Source organism: Oerskovia sp. PE-21s, assembly GCF_056158145.1.
Genome location: NZ_JBUXJM010000004.1, coordinates 314,453 through 336,274 on the forward strand (window position 1 = coordinate 314,453; position 21,822 = coordinate 336,274).

A 21,822-nucleotide genomic window follows, 5' to 3' on the forward strand; every position below is an offset into this window, starting at 1 on the left:
GTGCGCATCTGGAGCACGAGTGCTCCCGGTGCGGGTCGACTGCGCTCGAAGGTCCAGAGGACCGGTTCAGGACGACGCCAGGGCTGACACCGGGGTGACGGTGTAGGAGTCGCGCCACCCGGTCGCGGTGCGGCGCTGTGACAAGTCCTCCCAGCCGATGTCGCCGGACTTGAGCAGGTCGAGTCGGGCGGGGCCCATGATCTGCAGCTGGTCCTTCTCGGGCAGGGCGTCGAACCACGCGCGGGCGTCCTGGGTGAGCGACTTCGGCTCCTTGATCCCGGTGAACCCGAGGTCGGCCCACGACTTCGTGACCGGGACGCGGGCGCACCGGCCCTGCTGGTGGTCGTAGGGCCCCGGTTCGTCGATCGGGTGTTGGCGGCCGTGCTGCGCCAGGCAGGACGGGCACGTGCGCCGGTCGAGGGCCGCATGCCACTCCCACGCCGCGAGGACGTCAGCGTTGGCCTGGTCCTGCGCGTAGGCGGCGCCGCGGTGAGCGTCGAGCATCTCGGTCCGGGCCACGTTCATGGCGCGCGTGAAGCCACCGTTGAAGGTCGACTCGATGCGCTTGAGCATGGCCCGCGCCGCAGCCTTCGGGTTCTCGCCGAGCGCGACCCCGCGGAGCAGGGCCGCGTTCAGCGACGCGGCGGCTTCCGCGGACAGCGGCAGGAGCGTGGAGGTGATCTGCTCCGTCGTGCGCGCCACGATCGCCTCCAGCGCGGAGGCCTCGACCCGGTTGAACTGGGCGCTGAGGACAGCCTGCGTGCCGGCCTGGGCGGGCATCTGCGACGCGGTCAGGCGCGCCTGCCACTCCGCGGACTCGGCCGCGATCGCAGCCAGGTCCTCGACGATCCGGACCCCGGCCTCGCGAGCGAGCCGCTCGAGCGCGTCCTGCGTGGCGTCGAGGGCCCGCAGGACCCGCTCCGCACGGTAGATCGTCGCCCGTGTGGGCCAGGCGCCGTCCTGCGCCTGCGCGATCAGGTCCGTCAGGGCGAGCTCCCAGTCGTGGGAGAGGGTGTCCCACGCGTACACCCACGCCTTCACGAGGTCATTCGTCGCGGCGTCGACCGTCTTGCCCAGGGCCACGCGCATGGACCGCAGAAGGCGTTGCGTCTCCCGGTTCACGGCCATCAGCGCACCGCCTCGGACGGATCGACACCTCGCCGGAACGCCGCGGTGGCTGCGTCTCCGACGGCTTGCCCGACCGTCTTGTAGGGGTCGAGCCAGTTCCCCTGGTCGTCCGTGAGGTCGTCGATGATCTCGTCGGCGTCCTTCACGCCGAGCGCGGCGAGGAGCAGCTTCGCGATCTGCACTGGCGGCAGGGTCTTGGTCGCGTCGGCCTTCGAGATGGCCTCGATGATGACGTTGAGCGGGACCTCGTCGATTGCGGGCCAGTCGATCTCGATGGTGGTGTCGGTGTTGCCGGCGAGGACGAGGACCTCGCGGCCAGTGAACGAGTCGCGGGTGATTGTGCCGCGCAGGGGGCCGCGGGGCGCCTTGGTCGCCTGGAGGATGACGTACTGCGCGATCGACCGGACGGTCTCGGCCCACAGGGAGCGGCGCTGCGTCATCTCGAGGCGGGTCGGGAGGTTCAGGGTCTCGGCGACCGCGCGGGCCCCGGTCTGGCCCGGGTCGGCGAGGAGCGTCGTGACGGGCACACCGAGAGCGGCTGCGATCATCGCGGCGAGCGGGCGCCCGGACTCGGAGTCGATCGTGGCGCCGGTCTTCGGGATCGCCTCGAGCGTGGTGTCCGGGCTCATGACCGCGGTCGCGCCGACGCTGTTCTCGTTGCCGGGGATGCTGGACCCGCCGGGGCGGCGCGCGACCGCGGCGCGCGCCTTCTGCGCCTTCGAGCCCTTCGACGTGAGACGGAACGCGAACTGCGACAGCGCCTTGATGAGCGTGGCCCAGTCAGCGAGGAAGTCCTTGTAGGCGCGGGCCCAGGTGATCGCGGCGTAGGCATCGCCGATGCCGAACTTCCACCCGTCGAGGCGGTTCACGCTGGTGTGGTGCACCGGGGAGTCCCAGTGGACTGGGTGCCCATCGATCGTGCGGGGGCGGGTCGCGGGACGGAACGTTAGGGCGGGGTAGAACGCCGTGAGGTTCTCGGTCGTGGTGCGGCCGTCGTTCCCGATGCGGGTCTGCGTCCACACGCGCTTGTAGAACCAGGGGTCGTCGAGGTCGTCCGGGTTGGTGATGACGTCCGTGATCTCGTCGAACGGCAGGGACCGGACCTGCACGAACCCCGTGAGCGGGGACGTGAAGCAGGCGAGGAACACGTTCCCGTCGGTGCCGAGCGCACGCTCGAGCTCTTCCTGGGCCTGGTCGCCGGTGAAGGCGGCACGGTTGCCCTGGTCGTCGAGGAAGGCCTGCACGACGGCGTTCACGTCCTGCTCGCCGTTCTCGCCGGTGGCGCGGGCCTGGATCTGGACGCCCTGCCCCCACACGTACGCCTGACGGATGGACAGGCCACGCTTGATGAGGGGGTTCGCAACGGCCATGACCCGGGCGGTCTGCGCGTTGCGACGCAGGCCCTCACGGGAGAACTCGCGCTCGCCAGTGGCGTTGAGGACGTCCCAGCCGCGGTCGTCCAGCGCGCGCTCGAGGTCCGCCATGGACTCGACGGCGAGCTCGACGTTCTGCTCGGCGATGCGCGCACGCTCGAGCGCGGCGGTCACGACGGGGGACTCCTGGATGCCGAAGATCTGGCGGATGCGCAACACGTCACCGCCTTCCAGGGGTCAGTAGCCGCCGAGGTAGGCGTGCGGGTTGTCGTCGACGAAGTCGTCGGAGTCGAACGTGTCCTCGTCGAGGAGCGGGTTGAGGAGCATGCGGTTCGCGGCCTGCGACATCGTGTCGACCGTGTCGTCGTGGGAGCCGGCGGGGAACGTCTTGCACTCGTCGACGAGCTCTTCCACGTTCGGGAGGAGCTCTGCGGTCGGGAGGATGAGGTTCCCCGAGTGCGCGAGCGGGCTCACCGCGGACGCACGCGCGAACTTCGACCCCTCGGGCTCGATCGGGATGAACCCGGGGATCGTGCGGGACAGGGCGTTGATGACTGCGGGCCCGTTGGCCTTGTCCTCGACGAACTTCTGGACGGCTTGGGGCCAGCGTGCGGAGAGGCGCTTGACGGCTTCGCAGGTCGCGTTGAAGTTCATGCGGGCACGGACCTGGTCGAGGAGGTAGAGGTCGACGCCTATGCGGAGCCACACCTGCCCGACGACGTAGTCGCTGGCCTTGGTGTCCTTGAACGTCATGTCCCAGGACTGGGCGAGCTCGAAGTCGTGCCCGGGGATCCACCGGGACCCGTCGGCGCGTTCGACCCACATGGGCTGGTCGTACCGCTTCCACGTGGCGGGGAACAGGCCGCCGGTGTCGGGGGAGGGGCGGCCCTGGTAGAGGGCGTTCCAGACGCGGGGTCCGACCTCACGCCGGGTGGACTCCCACTCGGCGGCGGATCGCTGCTCGCCGGTCTTCTCGTTCCGTCGGGCGGAGTCCATCCACTCGCCAGGCTCGCGTCCGAGCGGGTCAACCTCGCCCTTCTCGGGGTGGTGGTCGGCCTGCGCGGGGATGTTGATGACCCGCCACCGGTGGCCCTCTTCGGAGCGCAGCAGGCGCCCGGCGAGGTCGTCGTGGTGCCACCGGGTGAGGATGACGATGACCGGCGCACCGGGGGCGAGGCGAGTGCGGGCGACGGACGTCCAGAACGACCACGCGCGTTCGCGGTACGTCTCGGACTCGGCTTGCTCCATGTTGGAGATCGGGTCGTCGATGAACATGACGTCCGCGGGGCGCCCGGTGAGGCCACCGGCGATGCCGACGGAGCGGACTCCGCCGAGGTGCCCGTCGAGCTTCCAGGCCGTGACGGCGCCGTTGTCGGGTGCGATGCGTAGCCCGAGGTCGAGCGTGCCGTCCTGGCCCTGGTTGGAGGCGATGAACGTGCGGATGTCGCGCCCGAACTCCTGCGCGAGGGACTCGGCGTAGGAGGCGACGACGATGCGGCGTTCGGGGTTTCGCAGGAGGAACCACAGCGGCCCGGTCTTCGTGACGCGGGTGCTCTTGCCCTCCTGGGGCGGCATCGAGATCACGAGGCGGTCGCAGCGGCCTGCCTCGACGTCGATCAGGGCTTGGTCGATGACGTCGAGTGCGGGGGTCTGGATCGTGCCGGGGGTGACGGCCTGGGCGAGCGCCCCGGGGGTGGGGTAGGGGTCTGCCTTGGGCTCGAAGGCGCGTGCGGCGTGCTCGAGGAAGGCGAGCGACATTTCACCCTCCCTGGGGTCGACGCCGTCGCTAGCCTTCGGGGATGGCTGACGCGAAGTTCGAGACGAAGACCGTCAAGATCGACACGCAGAGCAAGCGTGGCGCCAAGCAACTTGCCGCGCTTGTGGGGGAAGGGTGGGAGGTGGTGTCCCAGTCGCGGAAGGGTCTTCTCGAATGGGGAGACAAGTCGAAGGACATGATCGTGCTTCGCCGTTCGAAGTGACTTGGGCCCTGACGGGTCGGGTCGCTCACCGCGCTGGTCTCGACCGTTGTTCGCGGGGTTCCGGCGACTCCGTCAGGGAGTGTGTGGTGTGCGATTTCCGCGCTGAACCGGGCACGCGAAGAGCCCGGGGCCTGTGCGGCTCACCGGGCTCTTGTGACACGTCCTTCGATTCGACATGAACGTATCACCGCAAGATCGGGCACGTAACCCCTGCGGATTCCGGTCAGCGTCGGGTGACGTACCGGTGGATCTTCACCATCCGCGTGATGCCGATGACGCCCCAGACCAGCGCGAGCACCAGGAGTAGGAACGGGACCACGGGGACCTGGGCGACGGCGAGCAGGATGCCGAGGATGAGCGCGCCGAGCGCGAACCAGAGCTGGTATCCGACGGGCTTGAGTTCACTCGGTGCGGTCATGCGGCGAGTATGGCGCGAACCACCGACATGCGGGACGGTCACGCGCCGTTGGCGATGGCGCGGAGTTCTCGTGGGACGACGTCGGCGACAGCGGTCTGCCACGCGTCGGTGAGCTGGTCCGCGGTGAGCCCGGCAGCGAGGAGTGCGGCGTGGAGGCCGTCGAGGATGCGGCGGATGACGGCGACGACGAGGTCGCCTTGCTGTTCGGCGAGGCGGACCTTGCGCTCCTCGACGCCGGCCTTGAGCGCCGCCGTGCAGACGGCGACGAGGTGGGCGCGCTCGGCTTGGTAGAGCGAGTACCAGACGCTGGGCTTCGCTGACACCGTGGACGAGGTCTCGCGGCCGTTCTTGTCGGAGTCCTTCTCAGACTCCGTCGTCGTGCCCCAGACCAGGGCTTGCTCGTCGAGCTCCTGGACCTTGGTGCGGAGCCACTGGACGTGCCCCGCGGTCCACTGGACTTCCTGCAGCAGGGCGTCGGTGGGGGTGATGTCGACGGCGAGGCCGAGGGTCGCGACCTGGCGTGCGGCTTCCGCTTCCTGGGCGCGACGAAGGCGCGCGGCGCGGACTTGGGGTGCGGCGCCGCCGTGGCTGTTGCAGGTCTCGCCGGGCAGGCAGGGGCGTGCGCAGGGGAGTCCGGCGCGGGGGCCGTTCTTGGTGTGGCCGGTGCAGCCGGGGTGGGGGTGGCCGCACTTCTCGCAGGTGGGTTGAGTCACGGCCGCCATGCCTCGTCGTAGTCCGGGTGGTCGCTGTACGGGAGCGCGAGGTCGCGCAGTGTCGCCTCGGCGTGCTCGTTCGGCCAGATCGGGGTCGAGTGCGCGACGGTCGGCATGTGCGTCTCGTCGAACGCGCTGGCGAGAAGCCGGTCAGATTCCCGCCAGACGACTGCCACGAGCGGGCGGCAGCGCTCGACGATGTGCCGCTTCGCCTCGCACTCCGCCAGGACGCGATCGGGCGGCACGTGGAAGGTGTAGAGCCCCCAGTCGTCACCGTGTGGGCCGATCGTGGAGTAGAAGACCCGGTGGGGGCCGTCCCCCAGCGGCGCGAGCGCATCGCGCGCCACGGCTTCGTCTTCGGCGATGCGGGCGAGGAGGAACTCGGTGAGCGTCACGGTGCGACCTCCACGGGTGTCGTGAGCGGCAGGTTCTCGGTGGTCCAGGTGCCGACGGCGAGCGTCATGGTCTGTCCTCCGGGGACCTGCTCTGACTCGTCGGACCCGAGGTGCATCTCAGTGATCCAGTCGGTCTCGACGCGGAGGTTCCGAAGCTGGCCCGTGACGCGTGCACCGGGCCCGTCGATGGTGACGGTGTGGCCGATGTGCTGCGGGGTCAGGTCGCCGACGGTCAGGCTCACTGGGTGTCCTCGGTTGGGCGGTGCTTTGGTCGCTTGGGGGCGCCGTGGCGTTCGAGGACCTTCCAGTACCCGGCGCCGGACAGGCCGGACGCGTCGATGATCTGGTCGGAGGGGTAATTAGCTCCGTGGGCGGTAAGGATCGCAGCGTCTCGCGCGGCGCGTGCTTCGGCTTCGGCGGTGATGGTGTCGCGGTGGGCGGCTGCTGCCTTGCGGAGGTCGTCGAGTTCTGCCATGTTCCATAGTTTACCGAGGTGAGTTCCATCGCGGAACAGGTGAAGAACGGAAGTAAACCCGGTCTGGACCTAGATCAGACCGCAACCAGTAGGACTTCCGTGTACTTCTCCTCAATCATCTTCGCGAGCCCCATCTGTGTCTGTCGAGGTTTCCGATGCTGGGGGATCGAAGTAGACGATCTTGGCAGGGCTGGTTGTGAGGATCACAGGCTCCCAGGCGGATGGCCCGTTGGTGAAGATCCGGTCGGTAACCACTTTGACTGGTGAGCCTGGGTAGATCGCGACCACGGTTGTTGGGTCCGTAAGAGGCCTCTCCACCTCGCGACGATTCGGGCCAGTGCCTACGGTCTGCCGGCCGACGCCCCTGAGCCGCTCTCCAACCGTAGCGGTCCACAATTCAGTTCGGGAGGTCCAGGCGACAGATTGGATCCGCATATCGGGAGGTGCCGCGGGCGCACCCGCCGCGGTGGCGAGCTTCTGATAGAAGTCCTCAGGGTCGGCGCCCTCAACAAGGTTGGGAACAAAGAACTGCGTCATGCGGAGAGCGTAGTTGTCTGCGCTGAAATTGGATACGTCTATCGGTAGATGTACTCAGGCGCCCCGCCCAGCCGAGGGTCTGTGCTTGGGCCCCGCCTATGCGATCTCGCGGACATTGGTGGTGGCTCGGCGCAGCAGGCCGGCGCTCACTCGGCAACCCTCCTTCCCTTGCGTGCCGCTGCCAACGCGGCGAGGTGGCGGACGTCCCCGACCCGGTACATGGGCCGGTCGGGTGTGCCCCTGTTCGTGAGGCGGTCTCGCGCGCACCACTCGTGGATGCGCTTGGCCCGGACCTCCGTCCCGAGGCCACCGAGGGCCTTCTCGAGCTGGGGGGCGGTGAGGAGCATGTCGTTCGCCTGCTCGAGGAGTTGCTCCTGGCGGGTGGTGAGTTCGACGGTGGCGGTGCAGTCGCGGCAGCGGGCGAGGCGGGCCTGGTCGTAGGCGATGAACTCGCCGGTGCAGTCGGGGGTGGTGCAGGGCCCGGCGTACTTCCGGTCGGCAGGGCGGTCGATGACGCGGGTCGCGTTGCGGAGCGCCGCGGTGATCTCGTCGAGGGCTTCCGCGCCGGCGGCCTGGGCTCGGAGCCAGGTGACCTGCTGCTCAAGGAAGGCGGCGAGGTCGCGGAGGAGGTAGGCGGGGTGGGGGAGGCCGCGTTGCTCGGCGATGAGCGCAGTCCACGTGGCGAGGGCGGAGAGCAGGACGGTGCGGGCTTCGGACGCGCTGGTGTTGAACAGGACCGGGGTCTCGCCGGACGCGCCGCTGGTGCCGAAGTTGGTTTCACGGGTGATGGCGGTTTCGAGGTCGGTGGCGAGGCCGGGGATGACGCGGCGTGGTGGGCCTTCGATGAGCTCGTCTTGGACGGACTGGAGGAGGCGGGTTGCGGCTGCGCCGCAGGGTGGGCAGACGTAGGCGGTGTCTGGGACTACGCGGCCGCAGTCGAGTGCGCAGTCCTGGTTGGTCATGGAACTAGCGTAGGTGTAGCGAGTGGTTCATGGAACTGTTGCCGGTTGACAGTGGAACTAGACCGCGTATAGTTCCAACCATGAACGCAAACCGGACACGGTGACGTTGACCAGCATGAACGCGCGCCCCCCACCACCCCAGCCCTGACGAAAGGCCCCCGATGACCAGCACCCGCGGCCCACCAACCCCGCCCCAGCACCGCACCAACCGGACCTGCAGACCGGAAGGACGGCCATGCCACCAACAACACGAAGACCCCCGACTCGAAGACGAGCCGGGGGTCTTCTGGTGTCACCGGGTGAAGAACGGCCCGACACGCCGCATTCCGTAGACGGCTCCCGCTATGGTCGGCGCCATGTCTCAACTAGAAGCGCAACGCGCATTCGCAAACGCCCAGGTTGCCTCCATCAACGCACAGGACCGCATGTACCACCTGCGCAACGCTGGACAGGCCACAGAACGTGACCTCGCCTTCGAAGAGCTGGCGCGGGCAATCAACCTTCTCGCTACAGGTCTCAAGGAACTCTCGAAGTAGCACAACGAGGCCTGAGGCTAGACGAGGTTGCGGTCTGGTCTCAGGCCGGGGGGGCAATCAGGAAGGCGACGGCGTCTCAGTAGTGAACGTCTTGCCGTCCTCGTAGACGAGGGTGAACCCGCAGGAGTGGATGAGGTCGACGAGGTCTTGTGGTGGGCGGACCGGCAGCAGGACCGCGCAGACGGGTGCCGGCTCGATGAAGCGCCGGTAGTCGAGCAGCTGACCGATCGCCGTTCGTACGGTGTCGCGGGTCGTGGCGCCCTTCGCCTCGTACAGGGTGTTGGTGGTGAAGTCGAAAGGGTCGGTCCAGAGCGAGCCGGCGTGGCCGGGTGGGCGGACCTCGAGGCGTTCGACATCGTGACCGTCTGCGAGTAGGCCGGTCACGAACCTGTTGACGAGGTCCCACTCGCGGCGAACCGCGACGACCGTGCCGGCGCCTGCGCGCTCGACCTCGGGGGCGTTGTTCGGCTCGAGGGGAGCTCGTTGAACCGTTGGGCGATCCGCTGGGGCAGGGGCTGTTGTTCCTGTGCCGCGGGTCGTCTCGCCGTCAGCGAGGAGTCGGAAGACGATCACGGAGCGGAGGATGCCGTCCGCTCCTGGTGCGTCTTCCCGCCGATATGGCTCCGCCGGGTCAACACGGAACGGCCCGAGGTACGTCTGCTGCTTCGTGCCGGCGCGCTGTCCGGGTGGTGCCTGGAAGAGGCGGAGAACCTTGCCACGTGCGACGTGGTTGAAGATCGAGAGGTTGCGCTTCCAGAGCTTCTGGTCGCCGTGGCGGCCGTCGCCGGTGAAGTAGAAGACGTCGGAGTCGGTGGGGTCCCATCCGTCGAAGCTGTACCCGTTGCGTTCGCCGACTTCGGGGTCGGTGAAGATCATGATGTTCGGGGTGGTGTTGGAGGGTTCGATGCCTCCGTAGAGTGCCCCACCGAACCTGCTCGCGACTGCCTTGCGGGTGGTGGTGGTGCCTACCGGGATGTCCCACTCGACGCTCATGCCCCGGAGCGTAGCGGGTCACGTCGCAACGGTGCCGGCATCTGTGGCCGCCGGGACGTCAGTCCAGAGCGTTGTGGGAATATCCCCGCGTGGACAACGCAACGCAGGGATGGATCGCTGGCCTCGTCGCCGCGGCAGTCACGTTCGCATTCACGGCATGGTGGGAGTCTCGCCAGCACCGACGCCGCCAACTCGACGATGCAGTGACCGCGCTTGCCGACGCACAGCTTGAGCTGTCCTTCGAAGTGGTCAAGATGGTGGCCGAGGAGTGGGACCCTGCGCGGATGGCCCAGTTTGCAACCCCTGTCTCGTCGTGGCACCTGCGCGTTCGAGCCTTGGCAGGGCGTCGCGTAGTAGGAGTTCCGGCTCGATTCGTCGCACCGGCACGCGACGGTCTACGACGATCTGTAACCTCTCGCGCTGAGGCTTTCAACGAAGTCATGAAAGCGATCGCGCGGACGATCCCCGTGAGGCCCACAAGTGTGGAGACGTACAAGGAGGCGCTTGACCGTGTCATGCCGTTGCTGCAGGCGAGTACCAGCGACGTGGCTGTCTGCAACGCGTGGCTGAACAACCCTTGGCGCTTCTACCCGTGTCGCGACCTCAGCGAGTGGGCCGAGTCAGAGGAAGGAAGGACTAACGGCGGGTTCACTTAGCAAGCCTCGGTCTCAGCAACCTGGTCTTGCGTTCCCGTTGGTCAAGGTTGCGGGCTCAACCTTGACCAGTCAGCGGCGGCGGCGGATCTTCTGCGGACCCCCGTGCCCCTCCGTCTGTCCCACGGCCTTCGGCAGGTCAGAGTCTGGCGCGACGCCGAGCGAGGCCCTGTATGCGGCGTCGTTGGCAGACCGGGCGGCAGCTCTGGCATGTGCTTGTGCGCGAGCCTGGGCCTTCCGTCCGGGGCGCCCGCCCGTGGGAACCTTGCCCGTCCCTAGGCAGACCGGACACCTGCGCTCGGTGAGACGACCGATTCCGGAACAGGTCTCGCACGCGCGACTCCCCGCCATGTCGTCAGCTCTCCGGGGAGAGAGCGGCGATCTCGTCGTCGTCGAGTCGGCCGTCAACAACCGGGCCCGAGCGCGCCGCCCATGACTCTTCCTCGCGCCGGCGTTGGTCTGCCTCTCGTCGCCGTCGCGACGGCGACTTCTCGATGCCGCCTGTCGCCTGGCCGGTCTTCTGCTTGCTGCGCTTGTCGCCCTTGGCCATCGGTGTCGCCTCCTCGCGGGGTGATGTGGTGCGGGGTAGCGGCGCATCACTCGGCGCCTGTGACCTCCGGGGTATACACCGCGAGACCGGAGATCGTCGAAACCGGCAGAAGTCGGCTCGCCTTCCCGTCAGCTGGCGCGACGTGGAGCATCGTCCCTTCGGGTCTGTCATCCAAGGAGACCCACTCCCCGACGAACACAAACCCGCGCCGCTGCCGAAGCTGGGGAAGTGCAACGGTGACATAGGCGGGTTGGCCACTCGCCTCGACCGCTTCCCGCAATGCTGCAACGGCATGGGCGGCGCCTGCCGGCGATGTAGCGGACAGGTCGATCGCTCCGAACAGTCGGTGCCCCGCGGGGGGAGGCGAGGCTACGAGCGCGGGCAGGTCCGGAACGGTCGGGGTGGCGTCGGGCACGAGTGGGCTCCCAAACTAGAGTGTGATGGTGGTCGGCCCGGGCGTTGGGTCACTTGCGGAGGGCTTGGTGGCTGCGGTCTTCTGCGCCTTCGCAGCGAGCTGTCTTGCTTTGCGGCGTTCACGCATCGTCGCGCGTTGCTGGGGCTGGACGTAGATGATCTCGCACGCTTCCTCGATGAGGCTGGCGACGTCTTCGATCTCGTCTCTGTCGTAGAGCAGGCCGTCGTGGATGCTCGTGTTGCCGAGCATCCTGGCTTCGTGGAGGTCTGTCTTCAGGCCTGCCTCGACCTTGAGGTCGTCGATGCGCTCGAACAGGTTCTTCCCCGACGTCTTCTGCTCCTTAACGATGGCCTCCACGGCCGCGCGGTACATGACGCCAGCAGCACGAAGGGCTCCGGCGGCCTCGGCGATGCTGGCTTCGTGGTAGAGCGACCGCACTTCAGGCGCCACGTATTCCGACAGTTCTCGTGGCTGCTCGCTGGGCAAGATGATCTCGTAGAGCGTTTCGTCGAACAAGTCTTCCTTGATCACGAGTGAAACCCTGCCGCATCCCTGGCAGGCTGCGCCGTGGAGAAAGAGGCCCCCATTGAGCGCGTGACCAAATTCGGTCTTGAAGTGTGCATCTCGGTTGCAGTGCGGGCACGTGCCTACCGCATTGCGGGCGATCTGTTCGGCGTTGGACACCAGTTGATCTAACACCATGAGCGTCGAGCTGGTCCACGGTTTCGATGCGGGTCATGACTCCCCTTCGAGGGCGGTGCGGATGTGGCTGGTCCAGTAAGGTCGCCCTGGTGATGAGAGCGCCTCGGCGGCGTCGGCGACGGCCCGTACGCGTTCGAGTGCTGCCCGCGCCGCATCACGCTCGGCTCGTAGTCCGTCGATGATCTCGATGTGCATGGCGGACGTCCGCTTGCGGCGCTCGTTCTCGGCCCGTAGTCGGTCTACCTCGTCGGCCAGCTCGATGAGGAGGGCCGGTGCGGACGCTGTCGGCGCCCAGGAGGCGACCTCCCTCGCGCGTCGAACCAGGTCGTCGGTGCTCATGCGTCCTCCAGTGCGGTCGTGACAGCCTTCACGGTCGGACAGGGGTAGTCGCCGCCGCAGGTCTTGCACCCGTTGCTGAGGTGCGGGTGCCCTCGGTACAGGTCCTCTTGGTGCAGGTCTAGTACTGCGCGGAGTGCGGCGGTCGCATACGCCGCGACGAGGGCCGGGTCGTCGCGTGCGTCCACCTGGTCAAGCCAGGCGCGTGCGTCAGTCATGCGGGAGCCCCGTTCTCTTCGCAGGTGTCGCAGTCGATGTCCAGGTACTCGGACGAGATGGTGAAGCAGGTCGGGGCGAACAGCAGGGCGAGCTCTTCGATGTCGCCGCATGTCGGGCAGTGTGCGCTCAGGTCACTCATCGGATGCGTCCTTCCAGTCGGTCACAGTGCGGGAGGCGAGGGTCCACCCGGTGCTGGCCGCGTAGGCAGCGGCGTCTGCGTCGTTCGGGCCGTACTCGACCACTCGACGTGCAACCCTGACGCCCCATTCGGTGTGCGTGGGGATCAGGCCCGCAGCAGCCAGCGCCTCCGCCTGATGCGTACGGTGCGCAACGTGGTTCGGCCACCCGTTCGCGTCCGGGATGGCCCATCCGCAGGCGCACTCGTCGGTGTGCGAGAAGCCCCGCGCCTTGTGCACGCCCAGCAGCCCGGCGACCTGGGCCACGTAGTCAGGGGCGGTCATGACGCTTCCCTCTCGTCGACGCGGTCGTTTCCGAGTGGGACGGTGTGCCCCAGGACGTGAAGCGGGGCGAGGTCAAGCCCCCAGCCGAGGATCGCGCTTGGATGCGAGGCGGCCTGCTGACGGCCGTTGTCTCGCGGGATGCCGAACTTCAGCCGCCCCTTGACCCACGTCACCGAGTGCGCGATCGCGAGAGCCTCCTGAAAGATGCGGGTGTCCGGGTGGGCTGGGATCAGAAGTGCCACACGAGCGCCCCCCGCTCCTGCTTCGATGCACCTGCGGACCCACCGCTCCTTTGCTCGGGAGTAGGGCGGGTTCACGAAGATGGAGTCCGCATCCCAGGGCAGTTCCGCCCCGTCGACGGGCAGGCTGTAGAACTCTCGCGCCCTGGTGGGGTTGTCGGGCTCGGTGCAGGGGTCGAGTCCGATGTGGCCGCCGAGAGCGGCACGGATCGGCTCTAGCGCGTAGGGCGGGGTGAGCTGCGTCTGGTTCGGGTGGTAGTCATCGCGGTACCGAAGAGCGTTGCTGAACCGACTTGCGGCGGTCATCGGGTTGCTCCTCTCGCGATCCGGGCGGCGTGCTCGCGGATGTAGGCCGCGTAGTGGGGGACCCCGGTCACCGACCGGCTCGGGAGGTCCTCGATGTCCTGGGCGATGCGCTCCCGAACCTCCACCTCATGGGCGGCCAGGAACCGGTCCAGCGCCTCACCCCGCTCGCGGTGGGTCATGGTCCACCGGTCGGCGGCGCCCATGACGACCTCGCGCACCTCGTCGGTCGTGGGCGTGTACTCGTCAGCCACGGGTTGCTCCTCTCAGGCGGGCGGCGCGGTCGCGCAGCCATGTGACGGGGTCCTCGTACAGGGCATCGCGCGCCCCGATTGCGGAACCGACGCCCGTCGTGCCGGCCGGGACAGCCGTGCTCTCCGCAGCGTCACCGAGTGCGATCACCGCTTCCATGTCGTCAGCGGCCTGCCCCAGCACGCGCGCCGCCTCGTCCACCACGGGCGGGGCAGGGAGCACGGCCAGGGCAACGTCCGCGTAGCCCAGGTACTCCTCGCGGCGAGACTCGTGCACCTCCGCCCAGTCGAGCGGGTTGGACCAGCCGTAGCGCCGGGCGTTCAGCGCGTACATGCACCGCGCCACGTCCTCGCGCCGGGGGCCGGACACCGGGGCGGGGTGGGCGGCTTCTGACAGGGCAGCGGCCATCGCTTGGTAGTGCGTTCCGTCGATCTCGTCCGGCAGCAGCCCCATCTCGTGCGCCCAACGCTGCACGGCACGCTCAACGCGCTCCTCGTCCGCCTCTGGTGCCGGGTGAGCGGCGAGCAGGGCATCGAGGTTGGCAGCGACAGCCGCCGGGCTCTGGTCGTCGGAGTCGGCGAGGTACATGTCTCGCAGCTTGGTGAGGGCGGTGCGCAGGTCATCGTCGTTGGTCATCAGGACTCCTCCGAAAGGTGGCAGTCGCAACCGCCCATGTAGTTGCGCCCTCGCCAGGTGCTGCACTCGAAAGCGTGCGTGTGCTCGTCCCCATACGCCGCACGACTCTCGGCGACGAAACATGCGATCTGGTCCTCGGACCACTTCTTCAACATCAGGACTCCTCGGGGGTGTCGTCGGGCGCTGGGTGAGCGGCGAGCAGGGCACGCAGGACGGCTACCGAGACGGATGGCGTCCCGGCGCGCAAGCCGCCAGGAGGGTCGGCACGGTCGATTGCCGTGGCGAGGGCGGTGCGCAACCCTGCGTTGGCCGCTCCGTTGTCCAAGGTTGTGGCCGGATCCTTGGATACCGTGAGGTCGGCCGGTGTCAGGGGCTTCGGTGAGGTCGGGGCGGTCACGGGGTCTCCTCGAGGATCGGTTCGGTGCAGTCGGTGCAGTCGTCCTCTGCGCCAGGTGCGTAGGTGAGTCGGCGGCTGCCGCGCTGGTCACGCTCGCTGTAGTGGTCGTGCTGCGTGGGAGCCGGGCCGCACGGGTAGGGCTTGATCCGGTCGACCGGCACGCCGTGGTCGTGGGCCCTCTCCCAGGCGCACTCCATGCCGTCCTGGGCACGCTCGTTCGCCCAGAGCCAAGCCTCGTCACCGGTCATGCCCTGCTGCAGCGCGTCCGCGAGGAGCGCGGCGCGCGCCGCCTCGACGAGGTTCATGATGCGGTCGCCCATGTCCTTCGGCTCTGCCCGCGACCACTCGGTGCCGGACACGTCGAGGCCGACGAAGCGCGAGTAGAGGTACGGGACTTCGACCGCGAGTGGGCGCACCTGCCCTTCGTCGGGGTGTGGGTACAGCTCGTGGGCGTAGCGGCGCTTCGTGCGACGCGTGGTCGGGGCGGTCATGGGGCACCTCTCGGCGGTGTGGGACTGGCGGATGGTCTTGCCCGCGGCGAGGGAGTGCTGGGCGCAGGCGGGGTCGATGCGGCTGCCGTCGATGAGCCCGCACGGTTCTTGGGGGCAGGGGCAGGCGTCCTCGAGCGGGTGGCTGTCGAACGATCGGCTGATGTGGTCGCTCATCGGGCCATCACCCCGAGGAAGGAGCCGCGCTTTGTGTCCTCGTCCTCGACCGGGACGACGTCGAAGGTGTGGCCCTCGCCGCAGAAGCACGGGACGGTGCGGTAGCGGCCGACGTCGACCTCACCGGTCGACCACCCGGGCGCGTAGAGCGCGCTCGGGAAGTCGATGTCGTATTCGACGAACATCTGCCCTTCCCCCTGGTGCAGCAGGTCCAGGAAGAGGTCGTCCAGGTCGACTGCCTCGGTCAGGCTCACGAAGAGCTGGCCTTCGGGGTCGAGGCGCTCGATCTTCCGGACGCCGTTCATGCTGCGGCCGTCATGATCTCGAGTCGGCGCGGGTTGGCGATGCTGATGGCGAACGCGGTGACGGTGGCGCCGTCGGTGGTCTGCCAGACGTCGCGGCCGTGGGTCTGGGCGTTGCCGACCTTGATAGCGAGGACGGTGCGGCCGTGTGCAGCGGTGCAGTGGAGCGGGGTGCCGACGGGCAGGGCCTCGACCCACTCGGTCGACACGGACTGGACGATCGGTGCGGGGCTCATGCTGGGGCTCCGGTGTGGGTGCGTTCGGTGGACTGGTTCCAGGCGTTGCGGAGGGCGCGGATGACATGGCTCGCGCCGGTCTTGTGCCGCTTCCCGCGGAGGGGGCCAAGGTCGCCGGTGACGGCGGCGGTGTAGGCGCGGGTCTCGAGCTGGACGTTGGCCGGCGCGGCGTGACGGCCCTTCATCGGTCGGCCCAGACGAGGCGGCCGTCGGGCGTGATCTGGAAGAGGGTGCGGAGCGGGTGGGCGCCGTCCTTGGTGTGGCCGTCGGCGTCTGCGATGACGTCGGTCAGGCCGGGGTGCGCTTCGCGCAGTGGCCGGATCGTGGGCTGGTCCATGGGGAGAGGTCCTTGTCTGTGGTGGATGACATTGGAACTCTAGCGGGTAAAAGTGGAACTAAGCAAGAGGTGAGTCAGACGAGTTCCGCGCTGTTCTGAGACGAGTTCGCGGCCGGGATGGTCCGGAGTGCCGGGCGGGCCTGTTCGTCCGCTCCTGCCCCCGTCGCGCGTGCCGTGGCTACATCCAGGGCCAGTAGCCGCCGCGGCGTAGGTCGTTCGGCCAGTCCCGTTCGTCGCGATCGCCTCGCCAGCGAACGAGGTGAGCGAGGTCGTTCTCGGTCTGGTCGAGGGCAATGCCCATGCCGAACTCCGGCCAGCCCATGAGGGCCGATGACCCGCGGGGCCGCAGGTCGCGGTCGCCGCCGCGGGTGGTGGCGTGGCCGGCGTGAGCTTCCATGACGAGCGCGAGACCGCGTGCTCGGAGCGTGTCGAGTGCGGCGAGCATCGGTGCGGCGTCGTCATCGGAGTTGATGGCGCGGGGGATGAGGCGGTAGAGCGGGCCGATGACGAGCAGGTCTGGTTGGTGTTCGTCGACGAGGCGGTGGATGGATCCGAGGTCCTTCTCGGTGGTGATGTCGACGCGGCGGATGCACGCCACGTGCAAGGTCTCGGAGGGGTCAGCGCTGCCGTTCTCGCGGGCCTTCGCCGTGAGTGGGCGGGCGTTGCGGCGCCACTGCTTCTCGCTGTTCTCGGCGTCGACCACGAGGACCCGGATCGGGGGGATGCGGTTGAACGTTGTCGGATGGATGCCGGCGGCGGACATGATCGCGATCTGCCGGACGAGGGTCGACTTCCCGGCGCCTTCGCCACCGGTGAGGATGAGGCGGTCCTGGCGCTCGAGTAGTCCGGGGATGAGCCAGTCGTACTCGTCGGATCCGTCAAGGATCTCCCCGAGGGGCTTCGCGACGAGCTCACTGCTGATCGAGCCGCGGACGGCGTCCCACTCGTCGCGGGCCGCGGACATGACCTCGTTCAGGTCGACGGCGGCCCCGGATAGCTGCATGGCCCGCTGCCCGAACGCTTGCAGTCGGCGCCGGATCGCACCTTCGTAGACGATGCGGGCGTAGTAGCCCGCGTTCGCGGCGGTCGGCGTGGTCGACATCAGCTCGTGGAGGGAGGCGCCGTTGACGCCGGGGATCTTCTGCTCCCGGGCTGCCTTGTCGACAGCGATCGGGTCGACGGGCAGGCCTGCGGACCGCATGCCGACGATGAGGCCGTAGACCTTCCCGAGGAGGACGTTCTCGAAGTCGGTGGGCTGGACGTGCTCGGCGGTGAATCGGATGGTGTCGGGGTTGATGAGCGCGGCTCCGACGACGGCCTTCTCGGCGTCGTGGATGGTGTCGCCGCGCATCAGCGGTGCCGCCACTGGTCGTAGACGACGGGCTTGGGCCCGTCACTTGGTCGGGCTGGGGCGAGGGTGTCGGTGTGCTCCTTGCGGAGCCAGTTGCGCCAGACCGCGACCCAGTCGAGCTTCACGCCCTTGGCGCCGGGTGCCGCGCGCCAGTAGTCGACGAACCGGTCTGTGGTGGCCTTGTGGTTGAGCCCCGGGGTCTCAGTGCGGGCCCACTCGACCATTGCCGGAGTGACGACGAACGGCTCCGGGATCCGAGTGCCGTCCTTCGTCGACTTCTTCGGCTTGGCGACCGCGTCAGCGGGAGCTGTGGAAGGTGCGTCGTCGGCAACGTGACCAGACAGGAGTAAAGGAGCAGGAGCAGGAGCAGGAGTAGGGGGTACCGAAACCGACCCCTCAACCGACCCCGAAACGCTGCCCACCGTTTCCCCCAAACCAGGCCCAAACCCAGGGGGAAAGTCAGGGGTAAACCCATCCCCAAACGGGTCCTTCGGCAAGGCCCTGGCGCGAGGGTCGAGGCCGGTCTTCGCGAGGATCGTCTGCACCTGCGGCTTGGCCCACCCAGCGAGAGCAGGCTCGATCTGGTGGAGCTTCTGCGTCTGGTGCACGAGGACGCCGCGGAGCGCCATCGACGCGACGTCGGCGCACGCGTTCGCGAACGACACCGCCATCCGGGGCTGCTTGAGGAGGCCGTCCCAGCGGGCCCATGACCGGATCAGGCACTCCTCGGTGACGGGGTCGATGACGATGAACAGGCGCGCTTCGAGGCAGTCCGCTGCCGCCTGCACGTCCTCGACGCTCCACGCCCCGGCCATGGCCGAGATGCGACCGGGCCGCCAGTCGACCACCCCCGCGTAAGACAGCGAAGGGTGGGTCCAGAGGACGAAGAACAGGTGCTGCGCAGCGGGCGGGAGCGCGCGGAAGTCGTCGTCCTGCCAGATGGAGATGTTGACGGGAGCGAAGTCGCGGCCCATGTCAGTGGTCCTCCGTGATCGTGATGGTGAGGCGCACTCGCGCACCGGTGGTGCGGTCGGCGCGGAGTGCGGGGTCTGTGGTGTGGGCGGGGAAGACGGTGCGAGTGACGTGCTTGTCGGAGTCGTCGGTGATGAGGCCGGCGTCTACGAGGCCGTCGATCGCGGCCTTGGCGGTGGGCCACCAGTTGGGGGCGTCGCGGCGGGCGTTGCGGCCGAACTCGAGTTGGAGTCCGACGTGGACGGGGGTGGTGAGGGGCGCGACGCCGTGGGCGGCGTGGCGGAAGGCGCTACGGATCGCGTCGGTGCGTGGAGCGCGTCGGTAGGGCGCGGAGTCTGCTCTGCGGTTGGAGTTGAGCGTGGTGTCGGCCGGCAGGACGACCGACACCACGCGCGACTGTGGGGACATGGCTACAAGGGCGGCTCGTCGGTGAAGCGGCCCGTGCCGGCCGGGGCGGGGGTCGTGGCCCACGGGTCCTCGCCGGAGGCGCCCGGCACGGAACCCGCGGCGTGCCGGGTCACCCCACCACTGGTGCGCTGAGCGCGGGTGACCTTCGCCGTGGCGTACTTGAGCGACGGCCCGACCTCCTCGACCTGGAGCTCGACGACGGTGCGCTTCTCGCCCTCGCGTGTCTCGTAGGACCGCTGGACGAGGTTGCCCTGGGCGATGACGCGCATGCCCTTCGTGAGGGACTCGGCGACGTTCTCCGCTGCCTCGCGCCAGATGGAGCAGCGCATGAACAGGGTGTCGCCGTCCTTCCACTCGTTAGCCTGGCGGTCGAACGTGCGAGGCGTGGACGCGATCGTGAAGTTTGCGACGGCGGCCCCGGCTGGCGTGAAGCGGAGCTCCGGGTCGCCCGTGAGGTTGCCGACGATTGTGATCTGGGTGTCTCCGGCCATGGTCAGTTCTCCTTGGTGAGTGCGTGGATCTGGTCGGGGCGGTACCCGGACCAGTGGGTGTCGCCGGCGATGACGACGGGGGCCTCGAGGTACCCGAGGCTGCGGACGAGTTCGCGCGCTTCGGCGTCTTGGGTGACGTCGATCTCGGTGAACTCGACGCCGCGCTTGGTGAGGAGCCGCTTGGTGGCCAGGCAGGGCTGGCAGGCGGGCTGGGTGTAGACGGTGACGCTCATGCCGCCGCCTCCTGCGCTGCTGCTGCGCGGGCAGCGCGGGCGAGGTTGGCGCGTTCCTCGGGGCGGAGCCCGCCGCGGATGGTGGCGATCCGGGCCAGGTTCTCCGTGCCCTCCTGACGGATCGCAGAGTCGAGGCAGGCCTGTCGGACGGGGCACTGGGTCTTGCAGATCTCGACGGCGTCGTCGCCGCCGGCCTTGCCGACGGTCCAGGCGTCGGACTCGTTCGGGAAGCGCCGGCAGAGTGCCAGGTCCTCCCACGGCTCAGGTCTGTAGTTGAGGGCCTCGAAGAACGGGTGGGTCGGTCGTGGTGGTGGGGTGTTGCTGGTCATGCGGGCTCCCCGTGTGCGGTGAGGACGTTGTGGACGGTGGTCTTGCCGATGCCGAGGTGGGCGGCGATGGCGCGGACGGACAGGCCTTCGTCGCGGGACAGGCGGAGGATCTCCGTGTCCCGGTCAAGGACGGTGGCGATCGCGGACGCCGTCGGGACGAGCTCGGCGCGGACGGCGTGTCCGGTGACTTGGACGGGGGCCGGGACAGGGGTGTCCAGGGCGTCCCGGTCAGGACGGGCGATCATGCGGTCGGCGATCTCGTGCGTCCCGAGGAGGGATCCGATGGGGAACAGGCCGGCGAAGATCGCGCCGACGATGCCCTCCCATCCCTGGGGTCCGAACGACCATGCGTGCGCGGCGTTGGTCGCACTGGACACCACTGTCCAGAGGACGACCCACGTCCACGGGCGGACGGTGGATTCGCCGCGGGCCCTCGCTGCGAACGCGGAGTAGGTGTAGACGAGGATCGCGCCGTCGACGAACAGCGGGACGAGCCACGCGAGGCTGTCCGGGACGGCTGCCCAGGGTGCGATCGCGGACAGCCCGGCGAAGGACAGGGTGAAGCTGATGGACACGATGCCGAGCGTCCCGAGCATGGCGATGGTGAGTGCGTGTCGGGTGTCGGGGTTGATGCGGGCCGGGCGGTGAGAGATGGTCACCCCTGAACCCCCCGAATGCGTGCGCGGGTTGCCTTGACTCGCTGGTGGAACGCTTCGCCGCCTGTGGGGCGTTCGGTCATGACGATCACCCAGGCGCCGGGAAGCGTGAGCTGGCGGACCTTCCCAGGCCACTCGGCGACGTAGGCCCCGAGGTGAGCGTTTCGCTCATTGGGCAGGTGGAACGGGCGAAGGCGACGCAGCGTCTTCTCCCACAGCTCCCATCCGTTGGCGATCACCCAGGCCAGGCCGAGGTAGGCGAGCGCGCCGACGGGGATGACGGCGAGCCCGATCCAGAACTGGGCGCTCATGCGGCACCGCCGAGGGTGAGGAGGATCTGCTCTGCCTCGTCCGCCGTCAGGTCGCGCGTGTGGGAGATCTCGCGCCCCACCCGCTCGGACAGGGCCGCGAGGATGGACGCGGGGTCCTCCGGGACGCCGTCCGCGGCGAGGGCCACGATCACGGCGTTTCGCTGCTCGGGGCTCGCCATGACCTCGGCGTCCACGACGTCCACGGGGGCGTCCGGCGCGACGGGTGCCGCGGGTTCCTCGACGTGCACGGCAGCGCGGAGCCGAGCCATACCGGATCGGTCCGCCACCGGTGCGGACACCTGACGTCCAGGCGTGGACATCGACTGGACGACGTCCCCGGCCGCGTCCACCTCCGCGCCGAGCTCCTCGGGCGTGTAGATCACCCCGAACAGGGCGTCGGGTGCGGCCATGCGTGCGACCTCGGTGATGGCGCGCGAGCGGAGCATCGCGGACGGGTACGCCTTCCACACGCCCTTCCCCGTCAGCCCGGCCTGGCGCGCCTTCGCCATGTCCCACCGGACCGTGAACGGGTAGTCCGGGTCGTCCGCGCGCAGGATCGTCGCCTCGGCGAACGTGTCATCGCCCGAGACGCGCAGGCGGTGCCCGGCGCGGCGAACGAGCGACGCGATCAGGTCGGCCGACGCCGACGGCTTGCCCTCGATCACGTGGATCGACGTGATCGCGTTGATCGGCGCGACCCCCAGGGCGTCGGCGTACTCGAGCGCGAACAGCAGGTTCGCGGGCTGGTCCCGGTACTGCTTCGGGAGCAGGTTCGACCCCGAGAGTGCCTGGGCGTAGCGGATCTTGTCGTTGAGCGCCGCGGGGGCGCCGGGCTGGTGCACGGTCAGGTCAGTCACGG

Annotated in this window: 36 protein-coding genes; 3 read left to right on the top strand and 33 right to left on the bottom strand. The window is 68.8% G+C overall.

The window, feature by feature from the left end; genetic code table 11:
* Nucleotides 1–66: 66 nt before the first annotated feature.
* From ACZDYF_RS10055 to terL, 3 genes are read right to left on the bottom strand one after another with little or no spacing between them, the layout of a single operon-like run.
* Nucleotides 67–1,128 carry a phage minor head protein gene (locus ACZDYF_RS10055; protein WP_475056087.1) on the bottom strand — a complete coding sequence of 354 codons (1,062 nt, stop codon included), beginning with the start codon at nt 1,126–1,128 and terminating at the stop codon, nt 67–69.
* The gene (locus tag ACZDYF_RS10060; RefSeq protein ID WP_475056089.1) at nt 1,128–2,720 is read right to left on the bottom strand and encodes a hypothetical protein; all 1,593 of its coding nucleotides are present in this window, start codon (nt 2,718–2,720) and stop codon (nt 1,128–1,130) included. The genes ACZDYF_RS10055 and ACZDYF_RS10060 overlap by 1 nt, the downstream gene beginning before the upstream one ends.
* An 18-nt stretch (nt 2,721–2,738) precedes the next feature.
* Nucleotides 2,739–4,259, bottom strand: coding sequence for a phage terminase large subunit (gene terL, locus ACZDYF_RS10065; protein WP_475056091.1), 1,521 nt, complete (start codon nt 4,257–4,259; stop codon nt 2,739–2,741).
* Nucleotides 4,260–4,300: 41 nt separating this feature from the next.
* Between terL and ACZDYF_RS10070 the strand changes: the two genes are divergently transcribed.
* Nucleotides 4,301–4,480 (top strand): hypothetical protein, encoded by a 180-nt coding sequence (locus ACZDYF_RS10070; RefSeq protein ID WP_475056093.1) that lies wholly within the window; start codon nt 4,301–4,303, stop codon nt 4,478–4,480.
* A 223-nt stretch (nt 4,481–4,703) separates the two neighbouring features.
* Here the strand turns inward: ACZDYF_RS10070 and ACZDYF_RS10075 are convergent, their stop codons facing one another.
* The 7 genes from ACZDYF_RS10075 to ACZDYF_RS10105 form a co-directional block, all read right to left on the bottom strand.
* A complete protein-coding gene (locus tag ACZDYF_RS10075) occupies nt 4,704–4,898 on the bottom strand; it encodes a hypothetical protein (protein WP_475056097.1) in 195 nt (64 codons plus the stop codon).
* A 38-nt stretch (nt 4,899–4,936) separates the two neighbouring features.
* On the bottom strand, nt 4,937–5,611 hold the full coding sequence (locus ACZDYF_RS10080) for a hypothetical protein (RefSeq protein ID WP_475056101.1): 675 nt from the start codon (nt 5,609–5,611) through the stop codon (nt 4,937–4,939).
* Nucleotides 5,608–6,006, bottom strand: a complete 399-nt coding sequence (locus ACZDYF_RS10085) for a DUF6221 family protein (protein WP_475056103.1) — start codon at nt 6,004–6,006, stop codon at nt 5,608–5,610. The genes ACZDYF_RS10080 and ACZDYF_RS10085 overlap by 4 nt, the downstream gene beginning before the upstream one ends.
* Nucleotides 6,003–6,248 (bottom strand): hypothetical protein, encoded by a 246-nt coding sequence (locus tag ACZDYF_RS10090; RefSeq protein ID WP_475056106.1) that lies wholly within the window; start codon nt 6,246–6,248, stop codon nt 6,003–6,005. Before ACZDYF_RS10090 ends, ACZDYF_RS10085 begins: the two co-directional genes overlap by 4 nt.
* Nucleotides 6,245–6,481 (bottom strand): hypothetical protein, encoded by a 237-nt coding sequence (locus ACZDYF_RS10095; protein WP_475056109.1) that lies wholly within the window; start codon nt 6,479–6,481, stop codon nt 6,245–6,247. The genes ACZDYF_RS10090 and ACZDYF_RS10095 overlap by 4 nt, the downstream gene beginning before the upstream one ends.
* 111 nt (nt 6,482–6,592) lie before the next feature.
* Nucleotides 6,593–7,018, bottom strand: coding sequence for a hypothetical protein (locus ACZDYF_RS10100; RefSeq protein ID WP_475056112.1), 426 nt, complete (start codon nt 7,016–7,018; stop codon nt 6,593–6,595).
* 146 nt (nt 7,019–7,164) lie between these two features.
* Entirely contained in the window at nt 7,165–7,980 is an 816-nt protein-coding gene (locus ACZDYF_RS10105; RefSeq protein ID WP_475056116.1) for a hypothetical protein, read from the bottom strand.
* Between the two features lie 356 nt (nt 7,981–8,336).
* Between ACZDYF_RS10105 and ACZDYF_RS10110 the strand changes: the two genes are divergently transcribed.
* The gene (locus ACZDYF_RS10110) at nt 8,337–8,516 is read left to right on the top strand and encodes a hypothetical protein (RefSeq protein WP_475056118.1); all 180 of its coding nucleotides are present in this window, start codon (nt 8,337–8,339) and stop codon (nt 8,514–8,516) included.
* 57 nt (nt 8,517–8,573) lie between these two features.
* Here ACZDYF_RS10110 and ACZDYF_RS10115 read toward each other — a convergent pair whose 3' ends face one another.
* Nucleotides 8,574–9,509, bottom strand: a complete 936-nt coding sequence (locus tag ACZDYF_RS10115) for an SRA domain-containing endonuclease (RefSeq protein ID WP_475056120.1) — start codon at nt 9,507–9,509, stop codon at nt 8,574–8,576.
* A gap of 89 nt (nt 9,510–9,598) precedes the next feature.
* Between ACZDYF_RS10115 and ACZDYF_RS10120 the strand changes: the two genes are divergently transcribed.
* Nucleotides 9,599–10,165, top strand: coding sequence for a hypothetical protein (locus ACZDYF_RS10120; RefSeq protein WP_475056122.1), 567 nt, complete (start codon nt 9,599–9,601; stop codon nt 10,163–10,165).
* A 352-nt stretch (nt 10,166–10,517) separates the two neighbouring features.
* On the opposite strand, the gene ACZDYF_RS10125 is transcribed toward ACZDYF_RS10120, so the two are convergent.
* The 22 genes from ACZDYF_RS10125 to ACZDYF_RS10230 all read right to left on the bottom strand — a co-directional run bounded on the left by ACZDYF_RS10125 (nt 10,518) and on the right by ACZDYF_RS10230 (nt 21,820).
* Complete coding sequence (locus ACZDYF_RS10125) at nt 10,518–10,712, bottom strand: hypothetical protein (protein ID WP_475056125.1); 195 nt, start codon at nt 10,710–10,712, stop codon at nt 10,518–10,520.
* A gap of 430 nt (nt 10,713–11,142) precedes the next feature.
* Entirely contained in the window at nt 11,143–11,811 is a 669-nt protein-coding gene (locus tag ACZDYF_RS10130) for a DUF4145 domain-containing protein (RefSeq protein WP_475056127.1), read from the bottom strand.
* A 51-nt stretch (nt 11,812–11,862) separates the two neighbouring features.
* Complete coding sequence (locus ACZDYF_RS10135; protein WP_475056130.1) at nt 11,863–12,168, bottom strand: hypothetical protein; 306 nt, start codon at nt 12,166–12,168, stop codon at nt 11,863–11,865.
* Nucleotides 12,169–12,379: 211 nt separating this feature from the next.
* The gene (locus ACZDYF_RS10140; protein WP_475056132.1) at nt 12,380–12,523 is read right to left on the bottom strand and encodes a hypothetical protein; all 144 of its coding nucleotides are present in this window, start codon (nt 12,521–12,523) and stop codon (nt 12,380–12,382) included.
* Nucleotides 12,516–12,845: a hypothetical protein gene (locus ACZDYF_RS10145; protein ID WP_475056135.1), complete on the bottom strand. Its 330-nt coding sequence runs from the start codon at nt 12,843–12,845 to the stop codon at nt 12,516–12,518. Before ACZDYF_RS10145 ends, ACZDYF_RS10140 begins: the two co-directional genes overlap by 8 nt.
* On the bottom strand, nt 12,842–13,390 hold the full coding sequence (locus ACZDYF_RS10150; protein ID WP_475056137.1) for a DNA N-6-adenine-methyltransferase: 549 nt from the start codon (nt 13,388–13,390) through the stop codon (nt 12,842–12,844). The genes ACZDYF_RS10145 and ACZDYF_RS10150 overlap by 4 nt, the downstream gene beginning before the upstream one ends.
* A complete protein-coding gene (locus ACZDYF_RS10155; protein ID WP_475056139.1) occupies nt 13,387–13,641 on the bottom strand; it encodes a hypothetical protein in 255 nt (84 codons plus the stop codon). Before ACZDYF_RS10155 ends, ACZDYF_RS10150 begins: the two co-directional genes overlap by 4 nt.
* Nucleotides 13,634–14,275, bottom strand: a complete 642-nt coding sequence (locus ACZDYF_RS10160) for a hypothetical protein (RefSeq protein WP_475056141.1) — start codon at nt 14,273–14,275, stop codon at nt 13,634–13,636. The genes ACZDYF_RS10155 and ACZDYF_RS10160 overlap by 8 nt, the downstream gene beginning before the upstream one ends.
* Before the next feature lie 154 nt (nt 14,276–14,429).
* Complete coding sequence (locus ACZDYF_RS10165) at nt 14,430–14,672, bottom strand: hypothetical protein (protein ID WP_475056143.1); 243 nt, start codon at nt 14,670–14,672, stop codon at nt 14,430–14,432.
* Entirely contained in the window at nt 14,669–15,337 is a 669-nt protein-coding gene (locus ACZDYF_RS10170) for a hypothetical protein (RefSeq protein WP_475056145.1), read from the bottom strand. Before ACZDYF_RS10170 ends, ACZDYF_RS10165 begins: the two co-directional genes overlap by 4 nt.
* Nucleotides 15,334–15,642, bottom strand: a complete 309-nt coding sequence (locus ACZDYF_RS10175; RefSeq protein WP_475056148.1) for a hypothetical protein — start codon at nt 15,640–15,642, stop codon at nt 15,334–15,336. Before ACZDYF_RS10175 ends, ACZDYF_RS10170 begins: the two co-directional genes overlap by 4 nt.
* A complete protein-coding gene (locus ACZDYF_RS10180; protein WP_475056150.1) occupies nt 15,639–15,875 on the bottom strand; it encodes a hypothetical protein in 237 nt (78 codons plus the stop codon). The genes ACZDYF_RS10175 and ACZDYF_RS10180 overlap by 4 nt, the downstream gene beginning before the upstream one ends.
* Nucleotides 15,876–16,056: 181 nt before the next feature.
* Nucleotides 16,057–16,212, bottom strand: coding sequence for a hypothetical protein (locus ACZDYF_RS10185; RefSeq protein WP_475056152.1), 156 nt, complete (start codon nt 16,210–16,212; stop codon nt 16,057–16,059).
* Between the two features lie 178 nt (nt 16,213–16,390).
* The gene (locus ACZDYF_RS10190; RefSeq protein ID WP_475056155.1) at nt 16,391–17,563 is read right to left on the bottom strand and encodes an AAA family ATPase; all 1,173 of its coding nucleotides are present in this window, start codon (nt 17,561–17,563) and stop codon (nt 16,391–16,393) included.
* Nucleotides 17,563–18,537 carry a hypothetical protein gene (locus ACZDYF_RS10195; RefSeq protein WP_475056157.1) on the bottom strand — a complete coding sequence of 325 codons (975 nt, stop codon included), beginning with the start codon at nt 18,535–18,537 and terminating at the stop codon, nt 17,563–17,565. The genes ACZDYF_RS10190 and ACZDYF_RS10195 overlap by 1 nt, the downstream gene beginning before the upstream one ends.
* Nucleotide 18,538: 1 nt before the next feature.
* Nucleotides 18,539–18,943 (bottom strand): RusA family crossover junction endodeoxyribonuclease, encoded by a 405-nt coding sequence (locus ACZDYF_RS10200; RefSeq protein WP_475056159.1) that lies wholly within the window; start codon nt 18,941–18,943, stop codon nt 18,539–18,541.
* A gap of 2 nt (nt 18,944–18,945) precedes the next feature.
* Nucleotides 18,946–19,434, bottom strand: a complete 489-nt coding sequence (locus tag ACZDYF_RS10205) for a single-stranded DNA-binding protein (protein ID WP_475056161.1) — start codon at nt 19,432–19,434, stop codon at nt 18,946–18,948.
* Between the two features lie 2 nt (nt 19,435–19,436).
* Complete coding sequence (locus ACZDYF_RS10210) at nt 19,437–19,667, bottom strand: glutaredoxin family protein (RefSeq protein ID WP_364075449.1); 231 nt, start codon at nt 19,665–19,667, stop codon at nt 19,437–19,439.
* Nucleotides 19,664–19,996 carry a WhiB family transcriptional regulator gene (locus tag ACZDYF_RS10215; protein WP_364075446.1) on the bottom strand — a complete coding sequence of 111 codons (333 nt, stop codon included), beginning with the start codon at nt 19,994–19,996 and terminating at the stop codon, nt 19,664–19,666. Before ACZDYF_RS10215 ends, ACZDYF_RS10210 begins: the two co-directional genes overlap by 4 nt.
* Complete coding sequence (locus ACZDYF_RS10220; RefSeq protein WP_475056165.1) at nt 19,993–20,655, bottom strand: DUF2637 domain-containing protein; 663 nt, start codon at nt 20,653–20,655, stop codon at nt 19,993–19,995. The genes ACZDYF_RS10215 and ACZDYF_RS10220 overlap by 4 nt, the downstream gene beginning before the upstream one ends.
* Nucleotides 20,652–20,963, bottom strand: coding sequence for a hypothetical protein (locus ACZDYF_RS10225; protein ID WP_475056168.1), 312 nt, complete (start codon nt 20,961–20,963; stop codon nt 20,652–20,654). The genes ACZDYF_RS10220 and ACZDYF_RS10225 overlap by 4 nt, the downstream gene beginning before the upstream one ends.
* Entirely contained in the window at nt 20,960–21,820 is an 861-nt protein-coding gene (locus tag ACZDYF_RS10230; protein ID WP_475056171.1) for a recombinase family protein, read from the bottom strand. The genes ACZDYF_RS10225 and ACZDYF_RS10230 overlap by 4 nt, the downstream gene beginning before the upstream one ends.
* Nucleotides 21,821–21,822: the final 2 nt, after the last annotated feature.